At 68.1% G+C, this 12149-nt stretch carries 12 protein-coding genes and 2 tRNA genes; 5 read left to right on the top strand and 9 right to left on the bottom strand.

All coding sequences use genetic code 11. The annotated features are described in order from the left end of the window. Window positions 1-122: 122 nt before the first annotated feature. From ychF to ACG10_RS04455, 9 genes are all read right to left on the bottom strand, one after another. Window positions 123-1223, bottom strand: coding sequence for a redox-regulated ATPase YchF (ychF, locus tag ACG10_RS04415; protein ID WP_089167288.1), 1101 nt, complete (start codon window positions 1221-1223; stop codon window positions 123-125). A 42-nt stretch (window positions 1224-1265) separates the two neighbouring features. Next, entirely contained in the window at window positions 1266-1850 is a 585-nt protein-coding gene (pth, locus tag ACG10_RS04420; protein WP_039802217.1) for an aminoacyl-tRNA hydrolase, read from the bottom strand. A 28-nt stretch (window positions 1851-1878) separates the two neighbouring features. Then, on the bottom strand, window positions 1879-2475 hold the full coding sequence (locus tag ACG10_RS04425; protein WP_039802219.1) for a 50S ribosomal protein L25/general stress protein Ctc: 597 nt from the start codon (window positions 2473-2475) through the stop codon (window positions 1879-1881). A gap of 105 nt (window positions 2476-2580) precedes the next feature. Beyond that, window positions 2581-3522, bottom strand: a complete 942-nt coding sequence (locus ACG10_RS04430; RefSeq protein ID WP_089169790.1) for a ribose-phosphate pyrophosphokinase — start codon at window positions 3520-3522, stop codon at window positions 2581-2583. Window positions 3523-3619: 97 nt separating this feature from the next. Beyond that, a tRNA-Gln gene (locus ACG10_RS04435) sits at window positions 3620-3694 on the bottom strand. Between the two features lie 53 nt (window positions 3695-3747). Then, window positions 3748-3822: transfer RNA gene (locus tag ACG10_RS04440), tRNA-Gln, on the bottom strand. 21 nt (window positions 3823-3843) lie between these two features. Continuing rightward, window positions 3844-4710 (bottom strand): 4-(cytidine 5'-diphospho)-2-C-methyl-D-erythritol kinase, encoded by an 867-nt coding sequence (gene ispE / locus ACG10_RS04445; RefSeq protein WP_089167289.1) that lies wholly within the window; start codon window positions 4708-4710, stop codon window positions 3844-3846. Between the two features lie 5 nt (window positions 4711-4715). After that, complete coding sequence (gene lolB, locus ACG10_RS04450) at window positions 4716-5342, bottom strand: lipoprotein insertase outer membrane protein LolB (protein WP_039802223.1); 627 nt, start codon at window positions 5340-5342, stop codon at window positions 4716-4718. Between the two features lie 3 nt (window positions 5343-5345). Continuing rightward, complete coding sequence (locus tag ACG10_RS04455) at window positions 5346-7082, bottom strand: tetratricopeptide repeat protein (RefSeq protein ID WP_039802226.1); 1737 nt, start codon at window positions 7080-7082, stop codon at window positions 5346-5348. Window positions 7083-7257: 175 nt separating this feature from the next. Between ACG10_RS04455 and hemA the strand changes: the two genes are divergently transcribed. The 5 genes from hemA (at window position 7258) to murI (ending at window position 12147) form a co-directional block, all read left to right on the top strand. Further along, window positions 7258-8526, top strand: a complete 1269-nt coding sequence (gene hemA / locus ACG10_RS04460) for a glutamyl-tRNA reductase (RefSeq protein WP_089167290.1) — start codon at window positions 7258-7260, stop codon at window positions 8524-8526. After that, window positions 8523-9605: a peptide chain release factor 1 gene (gene prfA, locus ACG10_RS04465; protein WP_089167291.1), complete on the top strand. Its 1083-nt coding sequence runs from the start codon at window positions 8523-8525 to the stop codon at window positions 9603-9605. The genes hemA and prfA overlap by 4 nt, the downstream gene beginning before the upstream one ends. 93 nt (window positions 9606-9698) lie before the next feature. After that, window positions 9699-10529, top strand: coding sequence for a peptide chain release factor N(5)-glutamine methyltransferase (prmC, locus tag ACG10_RS04470; protein WP_089167292.1), 831 nt, complete (start codon window positions 9699-9701; stop codon window positions 10527-10529). A 78-nt stretch (window positions 10530-10607) separates the two neighbouring features. Next, window positions 10608-11366, top strand: a complete 759-nt coding sequence (locus tag ACG10_RS04475) for a molybdopterin-synthase adenylyltransferase MoeB (protein WP_089167293.1) — start codon at window positions 10608-10610, stop codon at window positions 11364-11366. Next, on the top strand, window positions 11356-12147 hold the full coding sequence (gene murI, locus ACG10_RS04480) for a glutamate racemase (protein ID WP_089167294.1): 792 nt from the start codon (window positions 11356-11358) through the stop codon (window positions 12145-12147). The genes ACG10_RS04475 and murI overlap by 11 nt, the downstream gene beginning before the upstream one ends. The last annotated feature ends 2 nt before the right edge of the window (window positions 12148-12149 follow it).

The raw sequence follows: 12149 nt of genomic DNA on the forward strand, positions 1-12149 counted from the left end.
ACAGGTGGGGGTTGCTTACCGCGCGTGAAGCTATGGCTGGGTCAGCCACCCTCTGCGAAGACAAGGTTTTCACAGGGGGTGACGAGGTACTTCGTTGGTCCTCGAGGGGCCGGGTCGGACGATCAGACGTTGAACCGGAAGTGCATCACGTCGCCATCTTTCACGATGTAGTCCTTGCCTTCCAGGCGCCACTTGCCGGCTTCCTTGGCGCCGGCTTCGCCCTTGTACTGGATGAAGTCGTCGTAGGCGATGACTTCGGCGCGGATGAAGCCTTTCTCGAAGTCGGTGTGGATCACCGCGGCGGCCTGCGGCGCGGTGGCGCCGATCTTGACGGTCCAGGCGCGCACTTCCTTCACGCCGGCGGTGAAGTAGGTCTGCAGGTTGAGAAGCTGGTAGCCGGCGCGGATCACGCGGTTCAGGCCCGGTTCCTCCATGCCCATGGACTCGAGGAACATCTGCTTTTCCTCGTCGTCGTCGAGTTCGGCGATTTCCGCTTCGATCTTGTTGCACACCGGCACCACGATGGCGCCTTCTTCCTCGGCGATGGCTTTCACCACGTCGAGATGCGGGTTGTTCTCGAAGCCGTCCTCGGCGACGTTGGCGATGTACATCACCGGCTTGCTGGTGAGCAGATGGAAGCCCTTGATCAGGCGCTTTTCCTCGTCGCCCAAGCTCTTCATCAGTGAGCGGGCCGGCTTGCCGGCGCTGAAGTGGGGAATCAGCTTTTCCAGCAGGGCCTTCTGCGCGAGGGCTTCCTTGTCACCGCCCTTGGCGTTGCGCGCGACCTTCTGCAGTTGCTTCTCGCAGCTGTCGAGGTCGGCGAAGATCAGTTCGAGGTCGATGATCTCGATGTCGCGCCTGGGATCGACGCTGTTGGACACGTGGAGCACGTTGTCGTCCTCGAAGCAGCGCACCACGTGGGCGATCGCATCGGTCTCGCGGATGTTGGCGAGGAACTTGTTGCCCAGGCCCTCACCCTTGGAGGCGCCCGCCACCAGGCCGGCGATGTCGACGAACTCCATGGTGGTCGGCAGCACGCGCTCGGGCTTGACGATCTCGGCCAGGGCGTCGAGGCGCGAGTCGGGCATCGGCACGATGCCGCTGTTCGGCTCGATGGTGCAGAACGGGAAGTTCTCGGCGGCGATGCCGGACTTGGTGAGGGCGTTGAACAGGGTGGACTTGCCGACGTTGGGCAGGCCGACGATGCCGCAGTTGAATCCCATGGTGTGTCCCTCGCAGAGCTGAAGTCGGTGGAAAAGGGTGGCTCAGGCTTTCCTGCTGTGCAGCTGCTGCATGGCGCGGGTCCAGTGGCCGTCGAGCATGTCCGGCAGCACGTCGAGGGCGAAGTCGATGCTGGCCTCGAGCTTTTCCTGTTCGCTGCGCGGAGCCCGGCTGAGCACGAAGCCGGAGACGAGAGTCTTGTCGCCGGGGTGGCCGATGCCGAGCCGCAGGCGATGGAAGGAATTCTGGTTGCCGAGCTGGGCGATGATGTCCCTGAGCCCGTTGTGCCCGCCATGGCCGCCACCCTGCTTGAGTCGGGCGGTGCCGGGGGGCATGTCGAGTTCGTCGTGGGCCACCAGGATGGCCGCTGGCGGGATGCGGAAGAAGTTCGCCAGCGCCGCCACGGACTGGCCGCTGCGGTTCATGTAGGTGGTGGGGATGAGCAGACGAACGTCGCGGCCCTGGTGGCTGAACTTGCCGACCAGGCCGAAATACTTCTTGTCGGCGCTGAGGCCGACGCCCTTGGCGGACGCCACGCGCTCGACGAAGAGGGCCCCTGCGTTGTGCCGGGTCTGCTCGTATTCATGGCCGGGATTTCCCAGGCCGACGATCAGTTGCACGGCAGTCATCGCAGGGGCCCTCCTGGACTCCGAGGAATTACTCGGCGCCTTCTTCCTTCACGCGGGAAGCGTGGATGTTGGCCACCGCCAGGTCGTTGCCGTGGGCCAGGGCCACCAGCTCGACGCCGGCCGGAACGCTCAGGTTGGACAGGTGGACGATCTGACCGACTTCGACGTTGGCCAGGTCGACTTCGATGAACTCCGGCAGGTCCTTCGGCAGGCAGGACACTTCCACTTCGGAGATGGTGTGGGAGACTTCGCCACCCTGCTGCTTCACGCCGACCGAGTTCTCGGCGTTGACGAAGTGCAGCGGCACGTGGGCGGTCAGCTTGTGGTCGGCAACCACGCGCAGGAAGTCGGCGTGCATCACGACGGCCTTGGACGGATGGCGCTGCAGGGCCTTGATCAGCACGGTCTCGGTGGTGCCGGCGACGTTCAGGGCGATCACGTGGCTGAAGGCGGCCTCGTCTTCGATCAGCTTGGCGATTTCCTTGGCCAGCACGCTGATGGACAGCGGAGCCTTGTCGCCACCGTAGATCACGGCGGGAACCAGGCTGGCGTTACGACGCAGGCGGCGGCTCGCACCTTTCCCCAGGTCGGAACGCACTTCGGCATTCAGGGCAAAATTGGTCATTGCGTTTCTCCAGAATGACAGCATCGCCCGCGATGCTTGCGACCAGCATCCGGGCGATGGCTGAGGGCCCCGCATTTGGCGGGGCGGTGATATCGGCGCCCGCTCCTAGCGGAACATGGCGCTGATGGATTCCTCGTTGCTGATGCGGCGCACTGCTTCGGCTACCACCGGGGCGATGTCCAGCTGGCGGATGCGCGGGCAGGCCTGGGCAGCGGCGGACAGCGGAATGGTGTTGGTCACCACCAGCTCGTCCATCACCGAGCCCTCGAGGTTCTCGATGGCGCGACCGGACAGCACCGGGTGGGTGCAGTAGGCATATACCTTGGCGGCGCCGTGTTCCTTGAGGGCCTTGGCCGCGTGGCACAGGGTACCGGCGGTGTCGACCATGTCGTCGACCAGGATGCAGGTACGGCCCTCCACGTCGCCGATGATGTGCATGACTTCCGACTGGTTGGCCTTCGGCCGGCGCTTGTCGATGATTGCCAGATCCACGCCCAGGGACTTGGCGACGGCACGGGCGCGCACCACGCCACCGATGTCCGGGGAGACGATCATCAGGTTCTCGAAGCGCTGCGCCTGGATGTCGTCGACCAGCACCGGCGAGCCGTAGATGTTGTCCACCGGGATGTCGAAGAAGCCCTGGATCTGATCGGCGTGCAGGTCGACGGTGAGCACGCGGTTGACGCCGACCACGTCGAGCATGTCGGCCACCACCTTGGCGCTGATCGCCACGCGGGCGGAGCGCGGGCGGCGGTCCTGGCGGGCATAGCCGAAGTAGGGGACGACCGCGGTGATCCGCGAGGCCGAGGAGCGGCGGAAGGCGTCGGCCATCACCACCAGTTCCATGAGGTTGTCGTTGGTCGGCGCGCAAGTCGGTTGAATCAGGAAGACGTCCTTGCCGCGGACGTTCTCGTTGATTTCAACGCTGATTTCGCCATCGGAGAACTTGCCTACGGAGGCATCGCCGAGGGGGATATGCAGCTGACGTACGACGCGACGCGCCAGATCGGGGTTGGCATTCCCCGTGAAGACCATCATCTTGGACACGCGCAGTACCTGCCGGCTGAGGGTGGACCCGATGAAATTAAAAAGCTGCTCAAAAAGGCGGCGTGATTGCGGCATTTTTGAACAGCTTCCTGAGATATGGCAGGGGCGGCTGGATTCGAACCAACGCATGGCAGGATCAAAACCTGCTGCCTTACCGCTTGGCGACGCCCCTGTGGCGTTACATCCTTGAATGCCCGGCGATGCATGCGAACTCCGGGAGGGAGATGGCAGGGGCGGCTGGATTCGAACCAACGCATGGCAGGATCAAAACCTGCTGCCTTACCGCTTGGCGACGCCCCTGTAGCGCACAATCATCGAATGCTAGGCATTCACTCCCTGCACCAGCGCTTCTAGCCTGCGATGCAACATGGAAATGTTGCGACCTTGGGCGACGAAACCCGGCATGGTCACTGGAAGTTGGCGGGCGACTTTATCAGCATCATCCCGGTTTGGGAAGCTCCCAAACACGCAAGCTCCAGTCCCGGTCATTCTGGCCGGGACGAATTTGTTCAGCCAGTTCAAAGCGTTACGGACTTCCGGATAGCGCTTTTCGACGACTGGCTGGCAGTCGTTATGACCATCCCCAGCAAGGAGGCTGCGAACTGTAATGGCCGGTGTGTTGCGTGTCAACTCCGGGTCGGAAAAAATTTCTGCTGTGCTGACAGTGACTTGCGGTGCCACGACGAGGAACCAGGGCTCTTCCAGTTCGACCGGTTGCAGGCGTTCGCCGACGCCCTCGGCGAAGGCTGCGCGGCCGCGCACGAAGACCGGCACGTCGGCGCCCAGGGCCAGACCCAGTTCGGCCAGGCGGTCCTCGCCCCAGTCCAGCTGCCAGAGGTGGTCGAGGGCGAGCAGGGTGGTCGCCGCGTCCGAACTGCCGCCGCCGATGCCGCCGCCCATCGGCAGGCGCTTGTCCAGCCAGATGTCGGCGCCCCGCCGGCAGCCGCTCTGCCGCTGCAGCTGGCGTGCGGCGCGGACGATCAGGTTGCTGTCGTGGGGCACGCCGGGAATCTCCGTGTGCAGACGGATCATGCCGTCCTCGCGCACGGCAAAGCCGAGTTCGTCGCCATGGTCGAGGAACTGGAACAGGGTCTGCAGCTCGTGGTAGCCGTCGGCGCGGCGGCCGAGGATGTGCAGCATCAGGTTGAGCTTGGCCGGTGCCGGCAGGATCAGTGGTGCGTGCTGCATGGCGTTCAGAGTCCCAGTCGGCGCGGTTGCCAGTCCTTGATCACCAGGGTGATGACCAGGTCCTGGCCGTACAGCTTCAGGCGCTCGGGCAGCCAGAAGCCGTTCTGCTCGGCGTAGCGCTGGTATTCGACCTGCCAGCCGTCCTGGCGCAGGCGGGCCAGATGGCTGTCGCCGTCGAGGGTGAGCTGGCTGCGGCTGCCGGGAGCCGGCAGGCCGCGCACCCACCAGAGCAGGTGGGAAACCGGCAGGCGCCAGCCGAGCTGCTGCTCGAGCAGGGCTTCCGGCGATTCGGCCTGGTAGCGTCCCTGGCCGGCGACCTCCAGTTCGATGCCGCCGGGGCGCCCGGTCAGCCGCGCCGCACCGCGGCCGAGCGGACCGGACAGGCGGATGTCGTAGTAGTCCTGGCGCTGCAGCCAGAACAGGGTGCCGCTGCCGGATTCGCGGGGCGCCTGGATGCCGACCTTGCCGCTGATTTGCCAGGCGTCGAGGGCGCCGATCTCGCGCTTGTGCGCTCGCCAGCGTTCGGGGTCGCCCTGGCCCTCGAGGGCTTCCCGGGAGGTCAGGCCCGCGCAGCCGGCGAGCAGGGCGAGCAGGGCGAAGAGCAGGCCGTGGCGAAGAAAGGGGGTGGGCATGGCTCAGAAGGTCTCGGATCCGGTCAGGCGCAGCAGCGTGCTGCGCAGGATGGCGCTGTCGGGCTGCTCCTCGAGGGCCCTGGCCCAGACCTTGCGGGCCTCGCGCTGCTTGCCGCGGGCCCAGAGCACTTCGCCCAGGTGGGCGGCGATTTCGTGGTCGGAGATGCGTTCGGCGGCCTGGCGCAGCAGGCGCTCGGCCTCGGCCAGTTGGCCCAGGCGGTAATGCACCCAGCCGAGGCTGTCGAGAATCGCCGGGTCGTCCGGGTTCAGCCGGTGGGCCTGCTCGATCAGCGCCTTGGCCTCGGCGTAGCGGGTGGTGCGGTCGGCCAGGGTGTAGCCGAGGGCGTTGAGGGCCATGGCGTTATCCGGCTCGCGCGCGATGATGAAGCGCAGGTCGCTCTCCAGCTGGGCCAGGTCGCCACGCTTCTCGGCCAGCATGGCGCGGGTGTAGAGCAGGTTGAGGTCGCCCGGGAACTGCTTCAGAGCACGGTCGATGACCTGCCAGGCCTCCTCGAGGCGATCGCGGTTGGTCAGCGCCTCGGCCTCGATCAGGTAGAGCTGTAGGGCGTAGTCCGGCTGGTTGTCGCGGGAGCGCGCCAGGCGCACCGAGGCTTCCTCGGGGCGCCCGCGCTCGAAGAGAATCTCGGTCTGGCGCAGCTGCGCCGGCAGGTAGTGGTTGCCGGGGCTGACCAGGGCGTATTCGATCAGCGCGCTTTCCGGGTCCTCGCGCTCCTCGTAGACGCGACCCAACTGGTAGTGCGCGGCATCCGCGTAGCTGCCGCGCTCGATCAGCTCCTCCAGGTAGACCGCCGCCTCGTCCCAGGCCTGGGCCTCCAGACAGACCAGCGCCATGGACAGGCGCAGGTCGTCGTCCTCGGGGAACTGCTCGACCAGGGTGGCGAACTCGTCCTTGGCATCGTCGAGGCGGTCCTGCTCGACCAGCAGGCGGGCGTAGGTCAGGCGCAGGCGCTTGTCGTCGGGGTGCTGGCGCATGCCCTTCTTCAGCAGGGCGGTGGCCTCGTCGCTGCGCTCCAGGCCCTGCAGCAGGCGCACGCGCAGCAGCAGCGGGGCGATTTCCTGCTCGCTCGCCGGGTGCTCCTCGAGCAGCTCGAGGGCCTCTTCCGGGCGATTATCCTGCTGCAGCAGCAGCGCCTTGCCGAACAGCAGCTGGCCGTTCTCCGGCGACTTGGCGAGCAGCCGGTCGAAGCTCTGCAGCAGCCCGGCGCGGGTTTCCGGGTCGCTCTCCGCGGCGGCCAGGGCGAGGAAGTCGAAATGGGTATCGCCCTGGGCCTGCAGGACCTTCTCCATGTAGCGCATGGATTCGTCGTAGCGGCCGTTGCGCGCCAGCTGGATGGCGGCGGCGCGCTGCGCGTCGAGGTTGGCCGGGGCGTTGTCCGCCCAGATCAGCACGCTGTCCAGGGCGCTCTGGTCGGCGCCGAGGTATTCGGCGATGCGGAAGGCCCGTTCGGCGATGCCGGGGTCCTGGGTGGTCTGGGCCTGTGCGGCGTAGTTTTCCAGGGCGATGTCGAAGCGGTTGCGCTGCCCGGCCAGTTCGCCGACCAGCAGGCTGTAGAGGGTGTCTTCGCGGAACGAGCCGACCGGCTGCGGCGGCGGTGGGCTGGCCGGGGCGGGCGACGGTGCGAGCGCCTCTTTCGCCGGCGGTCTGCTACCCGGCTGGGAGAGGCTTTGACAGCCGCCGAGAAACATCATGACGGCCAGCGAGGCGAAGATTTTATTCATAGGGAGGGGAAAGCGATGGTTGCACCGGAAAAGTGGGAGGCATCATGACACAAGCCGCCGGTCAAGCCCATGGCTACGGGGGCCGGCGGGGCGCAGGGCAGGCGGGCGGAGGTTGTTCTCCATCTGACGAAGTAGGACAATCGCGTGCTTTCCCTGTTCGGATCTGCGCACCTGAATGGCATTCATCGCCCTCGGTATCAACCACAAGACCGCCTCGGTGGATGTCCGCGAGCGCGTGGCGTTCACTCCCGCGCAGCTCGCCGAGGCACTGCAGCAGCTCTGCCGGCATACCGACAGCCGCGAGGCGGCGATCCTCTCTACCTGCAACCGCAGCGAACTCTATCTGGAGCAGGATAGCCCGGGGGTCGATACGGTGCTGCAATGGCTGGCCGACTACCACCGGCTGAGCCTGGACGAGCTGCGCGCCTGCGCCTACGTGCATCAGGACGAATCCGCGGTGCGCCACATGATGCGCGTCGCCTCCGGGCTCGACTCCCTGGTGCTCGGCGAGCCGCAGATCCTTGGCCAGATGAAGACCGCCTATGCCGTGGCGCGCGAGGCCGGCACCGTCGGCCCGTTGCTCGGCCGGCTGTTCCAGGCCACCTTCAGCACCGCCAAGGCGGTGCGCACCGACACCGCCATCGGCGAGAATCCGGTGTCGGTGGCCTTCGCCGCGGTCAGCCTGGCCAAGCAGATCTTCAGCGACCTGCAGCGCAGCCAGGCGCTGCTGATCGGCGCCGGCGAAACCATCACCCTGGTCGCCCGCCACCTGCACGAACAGGGCGTCAAGCGCATCGTCGTCGCTAACCGCACCCTGGAGCGCGGTCGGTTCCTGGCCGAACAGGTCGGCGGCCAGGCGATCATGCTCGCCGACATCGGCCAGGAGTTGGCCAACAGCGACATCGTCATCAGCTCCACCGCCAGCCAGCTGCCGATCCTCGGCAAGGGCGCAGTCGAGCGCGCCCTGAAGCAGCGCAAGCACAAACCGATGTTCATGGTCGACATCGCCGTGCCGCGCGACATCGAGCCGGAAGTGGGCGAGCTGGACGACATCTACCTGTACAGCGTCGACGACCTCCACGAGGTCATCGAGGAAAACCTGAGGAGCCGCCAGGGCGCGGCGCAGGCGGCGGAGGAGCTGGTCGCCGCCGGCGCCGACGACTTCATGCTGCGCCTGCGCGAGCTGGCCGCGGTGGACGTGCTCAAGGCCTACCGCCAGCAGGCCGAGCGTCTGCGCGACGAGGAGCTGGCCAAGGCCCAGCGCCTGCTGGCCAATGGTTCCGATCCGCTGGAGGTGGCTGCCGCCCTGGCGCGCGGGCTGACCAACAAGCTGCTGCATGCGCCCAGCGTGCAGCTGAAGAAACTCTCCGCCGACGGCCGCCTCGATGCGCTGGCCGTGGCCCAGGAACTCTTTGCCCTCGACGAGGGTGAGTCGAAACGATGAAAGCTTCCCTGCTGAACAAACTGGACCTGCTGCACGACCGTTACGAGGAACTCACCGCGCTGCTCGGCGATGCCGAGGTGATCGCCGAACAGACCCGGTTCCGCGCCTACTCCAAGGAGTACGCCGAGGTCGAGCCGGTGGTCGCCGCCTACCGCGAATTCCGCAAGGTGCAAGACGACCTGGCGGGCGCCCAGGCGCTGCTCAAGGACAGCGATCCGGACCTGCGCGAGATGGCCGCCGAGGAGGTGGCCGAGGCCCGCGAGCGGCTGGTCGGCCTGGAGGACCGCCTGCAGCGCATGCTGCTGCCCAAGGACCCCAACGACGGGCGCAACGTGTTCCTGGAAGTCCGCGCCGGCACCGGCGGCGACGAGGCGGCGATCTTCGCCGGCGACCTGTTCCGCATGTACTCGCGCTATGCCGAGAAGCAGGGCTGGCGGATCGAGATCCTCTCCGAGAACCCCGGCGAGCACGGCGGCTACAAGGAGATCATCACCCGCGTCGAGGGCGACCACGTCTACGGCAAGCTGAAGTTCGAGTCCGGCGCCCATCGCGTGCAGCGCGTGCCGGAAACCGAGTCGCAGGGCCGCATCCACACCTCGGCCTGCACCGTCGCGGTGCTGCCGGAGCCGGACGAGCAGGCGGCGATCGAGATCAACCCGGCCGAGCTGCGCGTCGATACCTACCGCTCCTCGGGCGCCGGCGGCCAGCACGTCAACAAGACCGACTCGGCGATCCGCATCACCCACCTGCCCACCGGCATCGTCGTCGAGTGCCAGGAGGAGCGCTCGCAGCACAAGAACCGCGCCAAGGCCATGGCCTGGCTGGCGGCCAAGCTGCAGGACCGCCAGGACGCCGCCGCGCACAAGGAAATCTCCGAGACGCGCAAGCTGCTGGTCGGTTCGGGCGACCGTTCCGAACGCATCCGCACCTACAACTTCCCGCAGGGGCGGGTCACCGACCACCGCATCAACCTGACCCTTTACGCTCTCGACGAGGTCATGGCCGGCGGCGTGGACGCAGTGATCGAGCCCCTGCTCAGCGAATACCAGGCCGACCAGCTGGCCGCGCTGGGCGATTGATGCGTAGGGCGGGTGAAACCCGCCGAACATGGCGCGGGGACGCACCGAAATCGGCGGGTTTCACCCGCCCTACGACGCCTACGGAATCGACGCATGCCGACCATCGAGAACCTGCTGAACAGCGCCGAGCTGCCCGACTCGCCGAGCCCGCGGCTGGATGCCGAGTGGCTGCTCGCCGCGGCGCTGGGCAAGCCGGCCAGCTACCTGCGCACCTGGCCCGAGCGCGAAGTGCCGGCGGAGGTGGCTGCACGTTTCGCCGCCGACCTGGCGCGCCGCCGGGCCGGCGAGCCGGTGGCCTACATCCTCGGCCGGCAGGGCTTCTGGAGCCTCGATCTGGAGGTGGCGCCGGCGACCCTGATTCCCCGCCCGGACACCGAGCTGCTGGTGGAGACCGCGCTGGCGCTGCTGCCGGCGAGCGATGCCGCGGTGCTCGACCTCGGCACCGGCACGGGCGCCATCGCCCTGGCGCTGGCCGCGGAGCGCCCGGCCTGGCGGCTGACCGGCGTCGACCGGGTTGTCGACGCGGTCGAACTGGCCGAGCGCAACCGCCGGCGGCTGGGGCTGGGCAACGCCGCGTTCCTGCAGAGCGACTGGTTTTCCGCGCTGGACGGCCGGCGTTTCGAGCTGATCGCCAGCAATCCGCCGTACATCGCCGCCGACGATCCGCATCTGGTGCTGGGCGACCTGCGCTTCGAGCCGGCCAGCGCGCTGGTGGCCGGCGCCGACGGGCTGGACGACATCCGCCGGATCGTCGCCGCGGCGCCCGACCATCTCGCCGCCGGCGGTTGGCTGCTGCTCGAGCATGGCTTCGAGCAGGCCGGCGCGGTGCGCGCGCTGCTGGCGGCCGGCGGCTTCGTCGAGGTGCACAGCCGCCGCGACCTCGGCGGCCACGAGCGCATCAGCCTGGGACGGCTGGCGGCGTGAGGCCGGAGGTGTGCGACGGAGCCGCCGGGCTCCCAGGTTCGCCCATTCATCGAATCCATCTTTCGTCAGGACAAATCCATGCTCAGTGATCAAGAACTGCTGCGCTACAGCCGCCAGATCCTCCTGCCGCAGATCGACGTGGACGGCCAGCTGCGCCTGAAGCAGAGCCGCGCGCTGATCGTCGGCCTCGGCGGGCTGGGCTCGCCGGTGGCGCTCTACCTGGCGGCGGCGGGGGTCGGCGAGCTGCATCTGGCGGACTTCGACAGCGTGGACCTGACCAACCTGCAGCGGCAGGTCCTGCACGACACGCCGAGCGTCGGCCAGTCCAAGGTGGATTCGGCGCTGGCCCGGCTGGCGGCGCTCAATCCCGAGGTCGTCCTGCACCCGCTGCGCGGCGCCCTGGACGCCGACTCGCTGGCCGCAGCGGTGGCAGCGGTGGACCTGGTGCTCGACTGCAGCGACAACTTCGCCACCCGCGAGGCGGTCAACGCCGCCTGCGTGGCCGCCGGCAAGCCCTTGGTCAGCGGCGCGGCGATCCGCCTCGAGGGCCAGCTCTCGGTGTTCGACCCGCGAGGCGAGGACAGTCCCTGCTACCACTGCCTCTACGGCCACGGCAGCGAGGCCGAGCTGACCTGCAGCGAGGCCGGAGTGGTCGGTCCGCTGGTCGGCCTGGTCGGCAGCCTGCAGGCACTGGAGGCGCTCAAGCTGCTGGCCGGCTTCGGCGAGCCGCTGGTCGGCCGCCTGCTGCTGGTCGATGCGCTGACCAGCCGCTTCCGCGAGCTGCGCGTGCGGCGCGATCCGCAGTGCCCGGTCTGTGGAGTGCGGCATGGCCAGTGAGGCGCCGGTCGGCGTCTTCGATTCCGGGGTCGGCGGCCTGTCGGTGCTGGGCGAGATCCGCGCCCGGCTGCCCCGGGAATCGCTGTGCTACGTCGCCGACAGCGGCCACGTGCCCTATGGCGAGAAGAGTCCCGAGTACATCCGCGAGCGCTGTCGGCAGATCGCCGCCTTCCTCCTCGAGCAGGGCGCCAAGGCACTGGTGCTGGCCTGCAACACCGCCACCGCGGCGGCGGTGGCCGAACTGCGCGAGCTGTATCCCGAGCTGCCGGTGGTCGGCATGGAGCCGGCGGTGAAGCCGGCGGCGGCGGCCACCCGCAGCGGCCAGGTCGGCGTGCTGGCGACCACCGGCACCTTGAAGAGTGCCCGCTTCGCCGCGCTGCTCGACCGCTTCGCCGGCGATGTGCGGGTGATCACCCAGCCCTGCCCCGGCCTGGTGGAGCGGATCGAGGCCGGCGAGCTGGACGGGCCGCAGACCCGTGAACTGCTGCAGGGCCTGGTTGCGCCGCTGCTGGCCGAGGGCTGCGACACCCTGATCCTCGGCTGCACCCATTACCCCTTCGTCAGGCCGCTGCTCAGGGAGCTGGTGCCGGAGTCGGTCAGCCTGATCGACACCGGCGCCGCGGTGGCCCGCCAGCTCGAGCGCCTGCTTGAGGCCCGCGATCTGCTGGCCGCCGGGCCGGCCACGGCGCGTTTCTGGTCGAGCGGCGATCCGGCCGAACTGGCGCGGGTGCTGCCGCGGCTGTGGGGCGCGGCCACGGCGGTCGAGGCGCTGCCCGGCTGACT

Origin of the sequence: Azotobacter chroococcum (genome assembly GCF_002220155.1) — a bacterium.
Taxonomy (GTDB): Bacteria; Pseudomonadota; Gammaproteobacteria; order Pseudomonadales; family Pseudomonadaceae; genus Azotobacter; species Azotobacter chroococcum.